14 protein-coding genes are annotated in these 16,759 nt (G+C 39.3%); 4 read left to right on the top strand and 10 right to left on the bottom strand.

Annotated elements, in window-relative coordinates; all coding sequences use genetic code 11:
• Nucleotides 1-61: 61 nt before the first annotated feature.
• Both H4J41_RS14665 and H4J41_RS14670 read right to left on the bottom strand, forming a co-directional pair.
• Nucleotides 62-856, bottom strand: a complete 795-nt coding sequence (locus H4J41_RS14665; RefSeq protein ID WP_182135227.1) for a M48 family metallopeptidase — start codon at nt 854-856, stop codon at nt 62-64.
• 113 nt (nt 857-969) lie between these two features.
• Nucleotides 970-1,707 (bottom strand): hypothetical protein, encoded by a 738-nt coding sequence (locus H4J41_RS14670; RefSeq protein ID WP_182135225.1) that lies wholly within the window; start codon nt 1,705-1,707, stop codon nt 970-972.
• Nucleotides 1,708-2,075: 368 nt separating this feature from the next.
• On the opposite strand from H4J41_RS14670, the gene H4J41_RS14675 reads away from it, so the two are divergent.
• The gene (locus H4J41_RS14675) at nt 2,076-2,444 is read left to right on the top strand and encodes a hypothetical protein (protein ID WP_182135223.1); all 369 of its coding nucleotides are present in this window, start codon (nt 2,076-2,078) and stop codon (nt 2,442-2,444) included.
• 36 nt (nt 2,445-2,480) lie between these two features.
• Here the strand turns inward: H4J41_RS14675 and ligA are convergent, their stop codons facing one another.
• The 3 genes from ligA to smc form a co-directional block, all read right to left on the bottom strand.
• Nucleotides 2,481-4,556, bottom strand: coding sequence for an NAD-dependent DNA ligase LigA (gene ligA / locus H4J41_RS14680; RefSeq protein WP_182135222.1), 2,076 nt, complete (start codon nt 4,554-4,556; stop codon nt 2,481-2,483).
• Between the two features lie 100 nt (nt 4,557-4,656).
• Complete coding sequence (zipA, locus tag H4J41_RS14685; protein ID WP_182135220.1) at nt 4,657-5,718, bottom strand: cell division protein ZipA; 1,062 nt, start codon at nt 5,716-5,718, stop codon at nt 4,657-4,659.
• Nucleotides 5,719-5,726: 8 nt separating this feature from the next.
• A complete protein-coding gene (gene smc, locus H4J41_RS14690) occupies nt 5,727-9,257 on the bottom strand; it encodes a chromosome segregation protein SMC (protein WP_182135218.1) in 3,531 nt (1,176 codons plus the stop codon).
• A 218-nt stretch (nt 9,258-9,475) separates the two neighbouring features.
• Here smc and cysZ point away from each other — a divergent pair, with 218 nt between their 5' ends.
• Entirely contained in the window at nt 9,476-10,231 is a 756-nt protein-coding gene (cysZ, locus tag H4J41_RS14695; protein ID WP_182135216.1) for a sulfate transporter CysZ, read from the top strand.
• Between the two features lie 379 nt (nt 10,232-10,610).
• Nucleotides 10,611-11,003 (top strand): hypothetical protein, encoded by a 393-nt coding sequence (locus H4J41_RS14700; RefSeq protein WP_182135214.1) that lies wholly within the window; start codon nt 10,611-10,613, stop codon nt 11,001-11,003.
• A 160-nt stretch (nt 11,004-11,163) separates the two neighbouring features.
• On the opposite strand, the gene H4J41_RS14705 is transcribed toward H4J41_RS14700, so the two are convergent.
• Nucleotides 11,164-13,023 carry a M1 family metallopeptidase gene (locus H4J41_RS14705; RefSeq protein ID WP_182135212.1) on the bottom strand — a complete coding sequence of 620 codons (1,860 nt, stop codon included), beginning with the start codon at nt 13,021-13,023 and terminating at the stop codon, nt 11,164-11,166.
• A gap of 91 nt (nt 13,024-13,114) precedes the next feature.
• Entirely contained in the window at nt 13,115-13,981 is an 867-nt protein-coding gene (locus tag H4J41_RS14710) for an OmpA family protein (protein WP_182135210.1), read from the bottom strand.
• Between the two features lie 195 nt (nt 13,982-14,176).
• On the opposite strand from H4J41_RS14710, the gene rnt reads away from it, so the two are divergent.
• Nucleotides 14,177-14,872, top strand: a complete 696-nt coding sequence (gene rnt, locus H4J41_RS14715; RefSeq protein WP_182135208.1) for a ribonuclease T — start codon at nt 14,177-14,179, stop codon at nt 14,870-14,872.
• A gap of 60 nt (nt 14,873-14,932) precedes the next feature.
• On the opposite strand, the gene H4J41_RS14720 is transcribed toward rnt, so the two are convergent.
• From H4J41_RS14720 to H4J41_RS14730, 3 genes are all read right to left on the bottom strand, one after another.
• Nucleotides 14,933-15,319, bottom strand: a complete 387-nt coding sequence (locus tag H4J41_RS14720) for a hypothetical protein (RefSeq protein ID WP_182135207.1) — start codon at nt 15,317-15,319, stop codon at nt 14,933-14,935.
• A 246-nt stretch (nt 15,320-15,565) separates the two neighbouring features.
• Complete coding sequence (locus tag H4J41_RS14725; protein WP_182135205.1) at nt 15,566-16,171, bottom strand: peroxiredoxin; 606 nt, start codon at nt 16,169-16,171, stop codon at nt 15,566-15,568.
• An 84-nt stretch (nt 16,172-16,255) separates the two neighbouring features.
• Nucleotides 16,256-16,597, bottom strand: coding sequence for a Grx4 family monothiol glutaredoxin (locus H4J41_RS14730; protein WP_220460862.1), 342 nt, complete (start codon nt 16,595-16,597; stop codon nt 16,256-16,258).
• Nucleotides 16,598-16,759 lie beyond the last annotated feature (162 nt).

Raw genomic sequence — 16,759 nt, forward strand, 5'->3', positions numbered from 1 at the left:
AGTTTAGTTTCAAGCTTAAGTTTGAAACTAAACTTAACTTACCCAATTAAGTTAAGTTAAGTTAAATTGCCGGTTGTAGACATTTAGGCGCTATTGCTTGTTTGAAAATTGGCATTGATATAGGCAAGTGTGCGGTTAACTGTTTAATACGCGTGGCGTTTGACGGATGGGTCGACATAAATTCAGGTGGCGCAGCTTTTGATAATTTCGCCATATTTTGCCACAGCTTGATACTCGCTTTTGGATCAAAACCTGATGTTGCCATTAAGTCTTGGCCAACAATATCCGCTTCACTTTCATGGCTGCGACCATAGGGCATTAACACCCCATACTGCACACCTAAACCTAAACCTGCCATCACGGTATTTCGACTTTCAACATTTTGGCTTTCAAGTACCCCGCTGACAATTGATAGGCCTATTTGGCTAACCTGATTTGACGATAAGCGCTCGTTAGAATGATGTTCGATTACATGCCCAACTTCGTGACCAATAATAGCGCCTAATTGGTCTTGATTTTCTGTAACTTTTAATATCCCGGTATAAACACCTATTTTACCCCCTGGCAGTGCAAAAGCATTGACTTGTTCTGAATCAAATACCACTACTTCCCAAGCGCCGTTATGAGCAGATTTTGGCACATTATTGGTGATCGCATTAGCAACACATTGCACATAACGATTAATTTCAGGCGACTGGCTAATTTTTTCTTTGTTTTTCATTTCTTCAAATGATGCGCTCCCCATTTTATTAAGGTCACTTTCTGACATCATCATTAACTGTGAACGACCCGTTGAAGACGTTGTACAACCGGTTAAGGTCATTATTGCTAGGCATAGTGCCAAGGTTAGTTTCATCTCTTCTCCTAAAATACAGTCTAAAAATATAGCCTAAAAAAATGGCTTGAAAAATGGCGTAAAAAATTTATTTTAACATAAATACTTTAATCGCTTATGCTAAGTAATGAAACTTATTGGTTGATTAGCGTATCTTGGCCTTTACTGACCCCATAAATATCGTCAGGATAAAAACCTAAGGTGACATGAAAGTCTTTATTTTTTAACAATAAATTTTGACGAATAAATTGTCCATCCGCAGAAGAGGCAACCACAAAGTAGCTCTTTTTCTCATCATTTTCAACGCGGCCTAAACCATGTAAAACAACACGAAATTGCTCTGGTAATTTTAATTGTGCTTTATTAATCGTTTGATACTCATACGGATTGACCAAGGTAATATGAAAAGTTTGCTGATCACGCGCGGCTTGATACTGGCGATAAATAGCATATTGCTCTTCGCCTAATGCCGTTTTTAGTTGCTCTAAGTAACCGCTAAGGTCAGCGAGAGAAACTTTACCCCCTAAATAAACTAAACCACTATTGTCTCTAAGTTCACTAATCTCTAAGCTTAATGTTTTATCTTCATTAAAGGTGTCGGCTGACAATTGATTTTCCGACTGCGCTAGCACTCTAGCTAAGGGCGTCGCTTTTTGTGCTTTGGCTGCTAGTTTAGGGTTTTCTTCTGCATGATTACTGACATCATTATTTATATAAGTAATGCCAGCAGTACTGGCAACTTGCTCAAAGCTTTGCACTGGTGAGTTTTTTTCTTGTGTAAGCACTAGATGCTTTGTTAAGGGTGTTGCGGTAGCAGAATTAGCTAGGGTGCTGATCATGATGATCACAGCCCAATGTATTTTTTTATTCATGCGATTAATTTCCTTTATGGCGCGCTCACCTTAATGTTATGTCATTTTTTGACCTAAGTTAGCACTATGTTCACTAGACGTTTCAGTACACTTTTTTCAGCACAGTATTTTCGCGCTTAAATAGCACGTAAACAGGCAGCTAATATGCGGTATAAAGTTTACATATACTAACGCAGACAAGTTAAATTTTTTATCTTACTGGCATAGTACCACTGACATTTCATCACGTTAATCGATATACTGAACCTGCGTCAGTATTTTGCCTAATAGCAAGGCAACAGCGACAATAAAAATTAATCACTTTGGGTTTTCTCAAGTCTTTATCTACATTAACTTAATAATAACGAGCAGGAGTTACTTTTCACTTAATGCCATTTTCAATTACCCCAGAACTCTTTAATTATATTGCGATAACCTTTGCCCGTTTTAAATGGCAACTTTTAGCCTGGAGCCTATTCTTTTTTGTGCTTTATATTGCTTTGCAGTCACAAATTCAACTCAAAACCCCTAGTGTATTGGTTTGGTTAGCGATACTTATTTTATTTGTTGCGATTGAAAGCTTAGTGGTTTCAGCATTTATGTTTTTCTTTCAGGTGCTGCCCTCAACACGAGAAGAAAATGCTGCTTGGTTTAAGTTCTATCGAACCATTGAATGGTGTGAAACAATACTATTTGCCATATTACTGCCCTTGCCCATAGTATTGTTTATTTATACCTTTTTGCGCTTAGCTATTTAGTTGCTTGGCTATTTAGTTGCTTAGCTAGTTAATGGCTTAGCTATTGAGCAGCGCGATCATCTCATCTTCTGTTAAGACGCTAACGCCTAAGGTTTGTGCTTTGACTAATTTAGAGCCTGATTTTTCGCCCGCAACTAAATAATGGGTTTTGGCTGAAATACTGCCCGACACTTTTGCACCTAAAGCTTGTAATGCCGATTTAGCTTCATTGCGGCCCATTTTACTTAAGGTGCCGGTGAGTACAAAGGTTTGATCTTTTAGCGGTAGTTCATCGTCACTCTTAGGTTCAATATCTGGCCATGATATAATATTTTCAAGCTCTTCAACGACTTCAATATTATGCGCTTGGGCAAAAAAGTTAATAATATTTTTTGCCACTATCACACCCACATCGGGTACTTGTTGTAATTGTGCTTCGGTCGCCGATTTTATCGCGCTAAAATTAAGAAAATATTGTGCTAGATTTGCTGCGGTAGTTTCACCTACTTCCCGAATACCCAAAGCATAAACAAATTTTGCTAAGGTGGTATTTTTTGCAACCTTAAGGCCTTTAATTAAATTATCAGCTGACTTTTGCCCCATGCGCTGCATGGTACTGACATCAAGTGTGGTTAATTTAAATAAGTCGGCAGGCGTTTTTATCAAGCCTTCATCTACTAACTGCTCAACTAATTTATCGCCTAAACCGTCAATATCAAGCGCCTTGCGCGAAGCAAAGTGCTTAATGGCTTCTTTACGTTGTGCCTGACAATATAAACCGCCAGTACAACGTAATACCGCCTCCCCTTCTGCCTTTAAAACCGCAGACTGGCAAACCGGACACAGGGTTGGAAAGCTAATAACTTGGGCATTTTCAGGGCGACGTTCAAGCACCACACTGACGATTTGCGGAATAACGTCACCGGCGCGACGAATGATAACAGTATCCTTTATCTGTATGCCTAAACGGTCGATTTCGTCTTGATTATGCAAGGTAGCATTGCTAACAGTAACGCCACCAACAGATATGGGTTTAAGGCGGGCAACCGGTGTTATTGCACCAGTTCGGCCAACTTGAAAGTCGACTGATTCCAGTATGGTTAGCTCTTCTTGAGCTGGAAATTTATAGGCGGTAGCCCAACGCGGTGCGCGAGCAACAAAGCCGAGTTGCTGCTGCAGGGCAATGTCATCGACTTTAAATACTGTACCGTCAATTTCATAACTTAAGGCAGCGCGTTGTTGTAAAATATCTTGATAGAAGGCTTCTACTTGCGTGGCATTTTCTAATAGTTTTACTTCAGGGCACATAGGTAAGCCTAAAGCTTTTATTTGGCATAAACGCTGATAATGAGAATTTTCCAACCAGCTTTCGTCAATACTTTTTCTGTCATTTTCACGGTCTGCTAGGTTTACTAAAGCGCCAACAAAGCCGATACCATAAGCATAAAAGCCCAAGTTACGTTTGGCGGTAATTTTAGAGTCTAACTGTCGTAAGCTGCCTGCGGCGGCATTGCGTGGATTAGCAAAACCTTTCTCACCTTTTTTTATCGCCTGTTTATTTAAAGCGTCAAAGCTGGCTTTTGGCATGAACACTTCGCCACGAACTTCTAAAATATCAGGAAAACTTGTCCCTTGTAAACGTAATGGAATAGATTTTATGGTGCGCACGTTTTCGGTAATATTTTCACCCACTGTGCCATCACCACGAGTAGCCGCTTGAACAAAAACACCGTTTTCATAACGTAAACTTACCGCTAAACCGTCCAACTTAGGCTCGGCGCAAATAGCAAAATCAAGTCTTGATTTTATACCGCCTCGATTTAACCTATCGAGTAGTCGTTTAACAAATGCTTGCCATTCGTCGGCTGAAAAAACATTGTCTAACGACAACATAGGTAATTGATGTGTTACTTGACTAAAGGATTTAAGCGCCGCCCCACCCACCTTTTGGCTAGGTGAATCAAGGGTTTTCAGTGCTGGGTGTGCGGTTTCTAAGGTCATTAATTCCCGCATTAGCCGGTCGTATTCAATGTCAGGTACACTGGGCTCGTCAAGCACGTAATATTGATGATTGTAGTGATTTAGCAACTGACATATTTCAGTAATGCGTGTAGTAACCGTTTGTTCAGACATAATTTTTATTTACTTTGAGAGTGAGTTTTTACGGTCAATAATGTGCGGCAAGTTTACTAGTGCACATTATTGACCATGAAATTTATCGAGCAGAAATTTTTTACTGTGAGCCGATGCGACTCTTGCGTTCAAACTCGCGAATAAGGCTAATATAATGCTGTTCAGTTTGTTTGGTCATCACACTACGCTTGTGATCAAGTAATTGCCCATGAAACTCTACCGCCAGTTGTTTAGCCGCATTTAACATTTGCTCAAACACTGAAAAAGCATCACCTGGATTAGGTAAGGTCATAAAAAGGGTAATGCCTTGGGTGCTAAAGTTTTCCATATCATCAAGATTAAACGTACCCGGATTCATCATATTGGCTAGGCTAAAGGTCACTTTTCCATTACCGGCGTTGTCTTGATGACGGTGAAATATATTCATTTCGCCATATTTCATCCCTAAAGTCAGTAATGTGGGTAATAACGCAGCGCCTGACATCACTTGTCCTTTTGGCATAACAACCGAGAGCACGATAACTTGCGGCTCAATATCGATAGCGGCAGGTTTTTCACTTGCCGGTGTTGCCGACGGAGTAGGCTCATCTTTGTTAAGGGCAGCGGCTTTATTCACTAATATGTCTGGCTTTGCCTGTGTCACCGGTTGTTGATAAACCGGTTTAGTTTGCAGAGCTTTTTTTCTATTAGCTTCAATGGTGGCCGTTTTATTAGCGGCTGTCTCTTCAAAGCAGTCTTTGTCATAATCAGCTGTCTCTGACAAGGCTTGTTGCTTTAAATGCTCTGGTACGGCTTCAGTATCGTTGTGCAGAGCACCAAAATTTAGTCCTTGCTCTTGGCCTTTTTCGTCAAAGTCAGCCGGAGGAACATCATTTGGCATGGGTGCTTCGCTATAAAAATCTGCACTACCTTCAACACGATGAGACTTAACAGCAAGCTCATCATCTTGGGCGCTAGCGCCAACCACTTTTGGCTTACTCACCCCGTCTTGATCAAAACCTGAGCCATCAAACCCCCGTGGCTTTGATGCCACAGGATCTACTTTAGTTTTTAATTTATAAGGATTTTTTTGTTTTCTAATCGTCCAATAACCATGAATAAAAATAGCGACTATCACAATAGCACTAATAATAATTAATGTGTTTCTGAAATTATTTTCCATTACCTTGCCTATACTTCTGCCATGGCGATTGCTTCGTCAATATCAACCGCTACCATACGTGAAACACCGGGTTCAAACATAGTTACTCCGGTTAAATGTGACGCCATCTCCATGGCTATTTTATTATGACTTATATATATAAATTGCACTGTTTGCGACATTTCTCGCACTAGATTACAAAAACGACTCACATTTGCATCATCCAAAGGTGCATCCACTTCATCAAGTAAACAAAATGGTGCCGGGTTCAATCTAAAAATCGCAAAGACTAATGATAATGCGGTCAGCGCTTTTTCTCCACCAGATAATAGGTGAATTGTGCTATTTTTTTTACCTGGCGGTCTCGCCATGATGGTAACCCCTGTTTCTAGTAGGTCTTCACCGGTCAAGGTTAAGTACGCTTGACCACCACCAAAGACCTTAGGAAATAACACCTGTAGGTCTTTATTAACCTGATCAAAAGTCAGTTTAAACTTATGACGGCTTTCTTTATCTATTTTTGCAATTGCCGCTTCTAGGGTGCTTATTGCATTATTAAGATCTTGATCTTGTTGGTCAAGGTAACTTTTACGCTTGAATTGGCTTTCATACTCTTCAATAGCGGCTAAATTAATAGCCCCTAATAACTGTATATCTTTAGCCAATTTAATTAACTGCGCTTGCCAGAGCGATTCTTTCGCATTGGCGGGCATGGCCTCAATGACACTATCAATATTTTGTTGTAACTCAGCTAGAATTTCCAAGCTACTTTCAGCTCTTAATTTAAAACCTTCGCTATCTAATTGTAAACGCGCTAACTGCTGATTAAGCGCACTAATTTTATTTTGACTACTTTTTTGCTGTAATTCTAAGGTCGCTAAACGTGTTTGACTGTCATTCAAAGTTTGCTGATTAAATTGCAGCTTGTCATTAATGGCGACTAGGTTCTCGAGCCATTCGGGTAATTGTTGCTCAAACTCTTGTATTGGCTGACTGTTATCGGTAAAAACTTGGCTATTACTGCTCAACCTTTGGGTCAGTAAATTAACATTTTCTTGATTAGAGCGAATATTTTGTTCACCTTGCATACGCTGACTTTTAAGTTGTTCAACCACTAAGCTCGATTGATGTCGTTGTTGATGCAATGCTTGGCTGCGCGTTTGAATTTGCTCAATTGACGCTTGTAATCGTGTTTGTTGTTCAGAAAAATTATCCACACTATCGCCGCTGTCATCAGATACTTGTGCTATTTGCGCTTGAAAATCAGCTAACTTTTTTGTAGCTATATGCTCACTTTTTAGCAAGTCATCTATTTGCTCAGTTAATTTTTGCTGCTGACTTTGTTGTTGTTCATTCGCCTGAGCTTTTAATGAAATCAAGTTGTTAAGCTCATTAAGTTTAGCGTGTTTTAAGGTTATATTTTGACTAATAGTACTTTTTTCACTTGCTAATCGCGCTTGCTGTTCGCTGGTTTGGCTTTGCTGCTGCTCGGTATTTTGTTTTGTGCTCGATAAATCCTGAATCGCGGTTTGCTCGCTGGCAAGCTGGCGTTGCAAGCTAATATAGTCGTAACCTTGTTCAAGCTTGCCTTTGGTTAGCATGTGATGATGCAACCAAGTGCCGTCTGGGCAAATAATACTTTGATAACTCGCTAAACTCGATAATTCTTGCTTAGCTTCACGATAATTTTCAGCCAGAAAAATAGTATTAAAATAGCGAGTTAGCGCGCTAACACCCTTCACTTTATGGGCTAAAGTATTAGCGTTAATTGTGCTTAACTCGATGCTATGTTTATCCATACTTTGATCACGGCTTTGATCAGAAATTTCAGCGCTGTTTCGATAAACAAAACACAAGTTATCTGCCGTTAAGTTGCCATCCGTATCAGCGCTAGGCAAGGCTTCAATAACATGGCCTGCTAACCAATGTGATAATACCACTTCAACCGCCTGCTCCCAGCCATGAGCCACATCAAGTTGACTCTGCAACGACACAACGTCAGTAATGCTTTGCTGACTAAACCATAGGGCTTGTTTTTCACTCCAAGGCGATGTGTCAGCAAGCTTTATCTGCAATGCTGCAATCACTTGACTTTTAACCGTGTGCTGGCCAGCAGCTACTGCAAAGGTTTGACTTAATTCTTGAGACACTTGCTGCAGGTTTGCTGCTTTATCAGTGTTCTGATCCTGTTGTTTTTGCAACTGTTCAATAGCGCCTGTTACCAGCGTTTTTTGTTGCCCTAATGCCTGTTCAGCAGCAGGGTCTTGTTGTGGTAATAAAGCTATTTGCTGACGCAATTTAATGCTTTGCTGAGTAACCTGTTCAATAATGGTTTGTTGTTGAGTAATATGAGCATGTATGGTCAATTTTTGCTGCTGATTTTTGTCGCGCTTTTGCTGGTGTTGTTGCCATTGGCTTTGCAATTCTTTCTGTTCTACTTGCTGTTCCGCCAATGCTGTTTGACAAGTTTTTAACGCCGCCTCTGTCGCTTGCAGCTGCGGTTGTTGTTCATTTAATTGTGTATTATACAATTGCAACTGCGCTTGCTCGGTTAAAATTAACTGTTGTGCATTGAGTAATTGCTGTTGAGTGAGTTCGTTGTCGGTTTGACTTTTTTCTGACTGCTCTTTTAAGTACTTAACTTGCTGTTCAGCGCGGGCAATATTTTGCGTTACATTAAGCTTTTGCTGATGCAGTGTTTGATTATTATCATTGCATGCCTGCATGGTGGCTTTTAATTCAATCATCACTAAATCATTTTGACTTAGCTCAGCATTTTGACTTTCAACTTTACTTTCAAGCGCTAGAATTCGCGTTTGATGTTGTTGACGTTGCTGATCAAATTTTTGCCAGCGTAACACCGCCAGCTCGGCTTTATATTTGCGTTCTTGTTGTTTCAAGGTACGAAAGCGTTTGGCTGCTTCTGCTTGTTGATGCAATTTGTCAATTTGTACATCAAGTTCAAGACGAATATCACTGAGCCGTGCTAAGTTTTCTCTGGTGTGACGTATTCTAGTTTCGGTTTCTTTACGGCGTTCTTTATATTTTGATATGCCCGCCGCTTCTTCAAGAAACACCCGTAACTCTTGTGGTTTTGATTCGATTAAACGAGAAATAGTGCCTTGTTCGATAATGGCATAACTACGAGGCCCTAAACCGGTACCAAGAAAAATATCGGTAATATCGCGACGCCGGCACTTTGTGCCATTTAAAAAGTAAGTATTGATACTCTCGCGATTAACGACACGACGCACAGAAACTTGGCTTCTGTCGGCCATCTCACCTTGAATGCGGCCCTGAGTATTATCAAAAACTAGCTCGACACTCGCTTGGCCAATAGGTTTTCGACTGGCTGCACCATTAAAAATGACATCAGTCATGGCTTCGCCACGCAGATTTTTCGCAGAACTTTCGCCCAAGACCCAACGCACAGCGTCAATAATATTGGACTTGCCACAGCCATTTGGTCCAACAATGGCGGTCATTTGTTGTTCAAAGTGAACTTTGGTGGGATCAACAAAGGATTTAAAACCTGCCAACTTTATATGCTTGAGTCGCATTAAATCGAAAAACCTAATCGCAATATTTTATTGGCTAAAATTAAAGCAAGCAACTCGCTAAATTCCTGTCAGCCAATAAAATTAAAATAAAACATCAGTAACTAAGCTTACTGTATCAGAGATTGATGTACTTTGTAACATCACAATACTGTTCATATTAGCCTAAGGAACCTATAATCGGGCTATGAATATCAATTAGTTAGGTTAATAAAACAACAATGAACAATAATAATAAACCCCCTTTGGCCGACGGTGGTGCTGGATATTTTATCAAAGGCTTTGAGTTGATCCGCACACCTGGCATTCGACGTTTTGTATTTGTACCCTTAGCGGTTAATTTGATCCTTTTTAGTTATGCTTTTTATTATATGTTTTTGCAGCTCGAAAGTTATATGCTGACTTTAGACAATTGGCTGGGCGAATCGTTTTCTTGGCTCAGTAATTTTATTTGGCCATTAGCTGTGTTGTTTGTCTTAATTGTTTTTTCATTTATTTTCAGCTCTGTTGCCAATTGGTTAGCCGCCCCCTTTAATGGTTTGTTGTCAGAGAAAGTTGAGGCGTTATTAACAAATCAACCCTTAAATAATGCTGGGGCTTTCGACGTTGTTAAAGACATTCCTAGAACGCTAAGTCGCGAGTTAACTAAACTGGGTTACTATTTACCACGCGCACTGGCTTTCTTTTTACTTTATTGGCTACTACCGGTTATCGGCCAAGTGCTTTGGTTTTTATTTCTTGCTTGGATGATGGCAGTTCAATATAAAGACTATCCGTTTGATAACCACAAAATTAGTTTTAACCATATGCGTCAAGCCTTGAAGCAACGCCAAGGTTTAAGTTATAGTTTTGGGATAACAACTGCCGTATTCTCGATGATCCCAATAGTAAACTTAGTTGTGATGCCTGTGGCTATTTGCGGTGCTACAGCACTGTGGGTTGACCATTATCGTGATGAATTTGTTGACCGTTCATAACAAATCAAATAACAATCAATAAGTTGCTAGCTTTTAAACGATAAGCCCAAACATTATGCATATTGTGATGTTTGTTTAAACGTGCGTTGACATGCGGTTCAATGCTCTCAACGAAGGTTTTACTATAATTTGACAGCAAAAAAATCAACGGGCACACTTAATACTCTACCTGTGTTATTAATTAAATGATCTAGATTACCGACTTTATTACAGCCTTTATTTAATGATTTGTCGTTCTAATGATTAAATAAACAAGCCTATCATGGCTGATTTTATTTAGTCTAAGTGATCATAGTCTTGGTGATCTAGGTTAAAATTTATCATTCATATTACATTCATATTACATTCACATTACATTGAAATTTAAAAGGAACTGGCAATGCAATCACTGGGCTATATACCCAAAACCTCATTTTTATCCCGTACTTTATTACTGCTGATGTTAAGTTTTAGCATTAACGCCGCCAGTATTAAGTCAGAAAAAATTACTAGAGAAACAATTGATATTCCGGTCATTGAAGGCGCGCGCGTATTTGCCAAATTTGATGATAAAACACCTGTGGTGATCAATTACTTCACCTCAGTAACTGAAAATGGCGTAATAGCCTTTTATAATAAAAGTTATGGTGAGCCGATTCAGCAAGAGCGCAAACGTGGCCGCTTAACTTTACACTACCAAAAAGATTTACAGCAAATACGTGTAGTTATTTCACAGCAAAACAAGCTGCGCCAAGTTGATATCATTGTTGATAAACGCACAGTAGAGCCATAATTATTTGTATAAAAAATTCAAAAGCTAATGGCTAGACATAAAAAAACATCGCAAATAGCGATGTTTTTTTTACTTACTATTACCTTAACTTTTGAATATTAACTAGCTAACTCGATCATTAATGCAATCATTGCTCGCAACAACTGGACTTAAGTTGAACTTAATTTAACAAAATAGCGTCAACAGTACCCTGTGCTAATGGGTGATAACCTGGACGTGCCTTTTTATATACTGCTTGTGCCCAACGCTTGCCTTTTGCTGATGTTGCCAACTCTTTATATAAAGGCACAATGAGCTTACGTCTACCTATTGATTCTAAGTAGTTTGCCATCGCAGGATACACCACGTCATAACCAGAGCGTAATGCTAACAAATACCAAGCATGAGCAACCTCGGCGTTGCTACTCTTGGTGAGGTTAAAGGCTTTATCTAAACTTGCCATACGCTGATTAGAAATACTCAAAGGCAGATTATTAATAAAGTGTAACCATTCATGTAAGGTCCAGTTTTGGGTCGGTATTTGCGCCAACTCGAGCTGATCACTGGTCCATTTTGCAATAGTATCATCAATTTTAATAAATGCATTTGAGCGTGGCTTAGGGGCGTAACTAGGTAAACCTTGCTCATAAATCCACTCATTGAGTTCGACATCACTCACGATATTGGGGTATTTATCCGTTAAATTAGCTTTGAGATAAATAACAAAGTTTTTGGTACCTAAACTTTGAAAGGCGTGATCATCAAAATATTGCATGATGAAGGTATCAAATTTGTCTCGGCCAAACTTTTCTTCTAAGTAAACTAAGAATAACTGCCCTTTGGTATAAGGTACGCCAGAAAAAGCATCATCAGGGTCACGACCTTTAAGGTCGATATACAACTGAGTATCGCCTGGTGGTAGTTCAGCCATTTCATAACTTAAATTTTGCGCATCTAATGCGCGTTCCATTAAGGCTCTATCGGCGCCAAATACCGCTTCCATAATACGATTTTCAACATAACTGGTAAAACCTTCGTTTAACCATAAATCGCGCCAGCTTTCATTGGTCACTAAGTTCCCCGACCAAGAGTGTGCTAGTTCATGAGCAATTAAATTGACTAAACTTTTATCGCCCGCAATGACGGTTGGCGTAATAAATGACAATCTCGGGTTTTCCATGCCACCAAAAGGGAAACTTGGTGGTAATATTAATAAGTCATATCGACCCCAACGATAGGCGCCAAAAAGCTTTTCAGTTTCATCGATCATCAATTGCGTATCATCAAACTCAGCAACGGCCCGATCTAAAATATATTGTTCGGCATAAATACCGGTTTGCTTACTCATCGCTTTAAACTCTAAATCACCCACGGCAATAGCAATTAAATAAGCGGGAATAGCTTGCGGCATAGCAAAAGAATAATCGCCATCACGCAAAGCATCAGGTTCATTGTTTGCACTCATCACAGCTAACAAGTCATCTCTGGTGGTAATGCGAGCGTTGTAAGTCATGCGCACACTAGGCGTATCTTGTATGGGTATCCAAGAGCGGGCATGAATTGCTTGGCTTTGGCTAAACATAAAGGGTTTGTCTTTACCGGCGGTTTGCTCAGGAGATAACCACTGTAAGCCAGAGGCTTGCGGCAGTGAGTTATAATAAACTCTAATCATTGGCGTTTGAAAAGGTGTGTTAATGGTTAGCTTTGAACCCATCACATCATCACGCTTAGCCAAGTGGTAATTTAATTTTACCCACTGATCACTGGCATTTTTTGCCATCACACGATGAATGTCTAAATCGCGGGTATCTAAATAAATATCAGCAACATCGTCATCTAGCCAGTTAAGGCTTAATTCAGCAAAGCCCTTTAATGACTTTTGCTCAAAATCAACATTCAAGTCTAGATAAAGGTGGCTAATTTTTACTTGGTCATAGTTTGCATAAGTTAAGGCATCGGCTGCTTGCGCCGAGGCTAATTGAACCCAGGCAAGCTGTACAACGCAAAACGTAGTGGCAACAAGGCGAACTAAAAATTTCATAAATCACATCCAAAGCTAAAAAGGCCTGTAGATTACAGTGAATATACAGGCCTCTTCAAGTGCTATTTATTTTTAACCGCTTAAGATAAAATTATGGCTGTTCCATACGGATAACAACTCGACGGTTTTTGCCACGGCCAATAATGGTTTCATTAGACGCTACGTGGCGCTTTTCGCCATAACCATTCGCTTCAATGCGACTCGCGTCGATACCGCTGCTAACAATAAGTTCTCTGACATTATTTGCCCGGCGTTGTGACATTTTCAAGTTAGTGTTTCGGCCACCATAACTGTCTGAATAGCCATCAATTAGCACTAAGTCTAGCTTAGAATCAAGTGCTAAGTACTCAACAATCATATTCATCCGCTTTTGTGATGCTTTGGTTAATTTATCAGAGCCAAATTGATAGTTAAGCACGGTGTAAGAAATATCATCAAAGTTAAAGTCTAGTAAATTGCTCACGCAACTAACAAAGGCTTGATACGCTTGCTGAAAACGTGCGGTAGATAAACCAACGGTAATTTTATCGTCATCACTATACCAGTCGTTATAGTAAAATGTTGGGCTCATGCCTTGATCAAGCTCATTAAGCATATTCCAGGCAATTTTTTTCGGTAAGCCGGGAGAAAATTGTTTATGTAGTGTCATATTCGCTAACGTTCTACCGGCAATGCCAGGTCGCCAATTAGGCGCTTCAGAACGTACTTCGGCTAAAGAATAGCTGTCAGGCAGACGCATCATTTCCAGTTCAAATTCCATATTCATTTTTCGGTTCGCCGAACTATAAAATTTGGCTTGACCATAACGTGGAATTTGATGTGATAAGGTACATTGCAAGCGAGAATTATCGGTTAACTGCCAGCTAGAATTTGAAATATCTGCACGATATTGCCTAGTCCCTGCATTTGTTTGGGCAATCAGTAATGATAATGTAACCAGCGTAATAGTTTTTTTCATAAAAATAATTTCATGTCAATTTAGGTAAATTTTATAGCGACATCTTTACTATCGACAAAATCGTCAATAACTTTAACAGTTAATTAAAATATAGCCAAAAATAAATTCACGCTTTTAGTGCTGGGTGATGTCTTAACCGTTTATTTCTGCGATAATCTCAAATAATATTTTTGCTAACCCGTACCCTTTGCCTTTATGTCTGATAATAAAACAGCGACTAACACCACTACTGAAAAATCACTACTTGCTCAACGCTTTCGCGGCTACTTCCCCGTCGTTATCGATGTTGAAACCGCCGGTTTTAATTCACAAACTGATGCTTTACTGGAAATTGCCGCCACCACACTGACCTTAGACGAAACTACTGGCCAATTAAGTTTAGATGAGACCATACATTTTAATGTTGACCCTTTTGAAGGCGCTAACCTAGAGCCAGCCGCATTAGAATTTACCGGTATCGATCCCACTAATCCGTTACGTGGCGCAGTAGATGAGAAAAAAGCGATTACAGAAATATTCAAACTTGTGCGAAAAAAAATGAAAGCGGCTGGTTGTCAGCGCGCGATTATAGTGGCACACAACGCGGCCTTTGATTTGGGTTTCGTTAATGCGGTCACTCAACGTTGTTCAATTAAACGCTCACCTTTTCATCCTTTTGTTAGTTTCGACACCACAACCTTGTCAGGCTTAGCATTAGGGCAAACGGTATTAGCAAAAGCCTGCGCAACAGCGCAAATTGATTTTAATAATAGTGAAGCGCATTCGGCACTATATGACACAGAAAAAACCGCTGAGTTATTTTGTTATATCGTGAATAAATGGCAACAATTAGGTGGTTGGCCATTAATTCAACCCGAAGAAACTGCACAGGAAAGTGCCGCTGAAGAATAATTTCAGTTCTATTTTAACCCTATCGCTGTGCTACACATATCAACAGTTAACTGGCTAAAATTAAAATAATGACTTTGCTTTTCGGCGATTGTTAACTCTGAAAAGCAAATTTCTTAATGCTAGCATCATTAAAAAAAAAGCTAAAAACTGTAAACTGGGTAAACTGGTGTTTAATAACATAACCGTAGCAAAAGCAAAGTAGGTATAAGGTAGGTATTCGTAAAGCCATTCAGGTAAAGTGTTTTTGTTATTTGGCTGCTTTTCATTAGCTTTATAACGGTCAAGGCGACGATAGCCTGAGCGCGTGACCAAAGTCGCACAACCCGCCAGATAGAATAAACCGACAGAGACAAACACAGGCCAAGTATCGTAAAAAGCAATTAAATAGCCACAAACTAAAAAATAAGCGTACGGCAGATTTTCATAAATGCATTTTGGATAAAACATCAACATTCCTTGGTGAGTTTATTTTTTAGCTGGTCTTTGCAGTATTAGCTAGTCTTTGTAACAAAGAGTGATTTTTTCATACCAAACAAATTAATTCTCAGCGAGCTCGATATTAGCTTAGTTATAAAATGCTATTTTTCAATGGCTTTTATATGCCTTTTATATGCCTTTTTAAATTTTCAGTAAATTTCAGCCACAAAAAAAGCCGCTAAAAGCGGCTTTTTAACTGATAAATTAACTTAACCGTTAAAGTTTATCGGCGTTATCTTTAAGGTAAGCAGCAACACCTTCTGTCGTCGCTGTCATACCTTTATCACCTTTATTCCAACCTGCAGGACATACTTCACCGTGTTCTTGGTGAAATTGTAAAGCGTCAACCATGCGGATCATTTCATCAACGTTACGACCAAGCGGTAAGTCATTAACCACTTGATGACGAACATTGCCTTCTTCATCTATTAAGAATGAAGCACGAAAAGCCACACCAGCTTCTGGATGCTCAACATCATATGCTTTACAAATCTCATGTTTAACATCAGCAACTAAAGTATATTGAACCGGACCAATACCACCATCGTTTATTGCGGTGTTACGCCATGCGTTATGAGAGAATTGAGAGTCGATAGAAACACCGATAACTTCAACACCACGGTTTTTGAATTCTTCAATACGGTGGTCGAAAGCTAATAACTCTGAAGGACATACAAAAGTAAAATCAAGTGGGTAGAAAAATACGACCGCTTTTTTACCTTTAATGGCTTGTGCAAGATTAAAGCTATCTACGATTTCACCTGATCCTAAAACTGCTGCTGCTGTAAAGTCTGGTGCTGCGCGACCTACTAATACACTCATTATATTCTCCAATTTTTAAAATAAATTTAAATTACTTAATGTTAACTCCACCTGATATGGTGATGTTAGGTGATAATTCAATAGTTATTCTGAACTTTCTGCTGCGCCATGCTTAGCGGCAGATTCAGTGATCAAGGTTTGTAATTCACCTTGCTGATACATTTCCATGATGATATCACAACCGCCAACAAGTTCACCGTCAACCCATAGTTGTGGAAACGTTGGCCAATCAGCATATTTTGGTAATTCAGCACGGATATCAGGATTGAGTAAGATATCAACATAAGCGAATTTTTCACCACATCCCATCAACGCTTGAGAAGCCTGTGAAGAAAAACCACAATTAGGTAATTTTGGTGAGCCCTTCATGTAAAGAAGGATGCTATTTTCACTGATTTGTTCTTTAATGCGTTCGATCGTATCCATAATAACCTCAAAAATTAATACTTATTGTGCTCAGTACTTAAAGTAAAACTCATGAAAATAAACAGAACAATAAATACTAAAGCAAAAAACTTATATATTAAAACATAATAGCCTTGATAAAACCTATGGTAATACCTATATACATGAGTAAACTATGTAAGC

This window comes from Colwellia sp. MB3u-45 (genome assembly GCF_014077005.1).
Classification (GTDB): domain Bacteria; phylum Pseudomonadota; class Gammaproteobacteria; order Enterobacterales; family Alteromonadaceae; genus Cognaticolwellia.

Coding starts and splice junctions, on each gene's coding strand:
- H4J41_RS14665 (WP_182135227.1), bottom strand. CDS start 856: ATGAAACTAACCTTGGCACTATGCCTAGCAATAATGACCTTAACCGGT.
- H4J41_RS14670 (WP_182135225.1), bottom strand. CDS start 1,707: ATGAATAAAAAAATACATTGGGCTGTGATCATCATGATCAGCACCCTA.
- H4J41_RS14675 (WP_182135223.1), top strand. CDS start 2,076: ATGCCATTTTCAATTACCCCAGAACTCTTTAATTATATTGCGATAACC.
- ligA (WP_182135222.1), bottom strand. CDS start 4,556: ATGTCTGAACAAACGGTTACTACACGCATTACTGAAATATGTCAGTTG.
- zipA (WP_182135220.1), bottom strand. CDS start 5,718: ATGGAAAATAATTTCAGAAACACATTAATTATTATTAGTGCTATTGTG.
- smc (WP_182135218.1), bottom strand. CDS start 9,257: ATGCGACTCAAGCATATAAAGTTGGCAGGTTTTAAATCCTTTGTTGAT.
- cysZ (WP_182135216.1), top strand. CDS start 9,476: ATGAACAATAATAATAAACCCCCTTTGGCCGACGGTGGTGCTGGATAT.
- H4J41_RS14700 (WP_182135214.1), top strand. CDS start 10,611: ATGCAATCACTGGGCTATATACCCAAAACCTCATTTTTATCCCGTACT.
- H4J41_RS14705 (WP_182135212.1), bottom strand. CDS start 13,023: ATGAAATTTTTAGTTCGCCTTGTTGCCACTACGTTTTGCGTTGTACAG.
- H4J41_RS14710 (WP_182135210.1), bottom strand. CDS start 13,981: ATGAAAAAAACTATTACGCTGGTTACATTATCATTACTGATTGCCCAA.
- rnt (WP_182135208.1), top strand. CDS start 14,177: ATGTCTGATAATAAAACAGCGACTAACACCACTACTGAAAAATCACTA.
- H4J41_RS14720 (WP_182135207.1), bottom strand. CDS start 15,319: ATGTTTTATCCAAAATGCATTTATGAAAATCTGCCGTACGCTTATTTT.
- H4J41_RS14725 (WP_182135205.1), bottom strand. CDS start 16,171: ATGAGTGTATTAGTAGGTCGCGCAGCACCAGACTTTACAGCAGCAGCA.
- H4J41_RS14730 (WP_220460862.1), bottom strand. CDS start 16,597: ATGGATACGATCGAACGCATTAAAGAACAAATCAGTGAAAATAGCATC.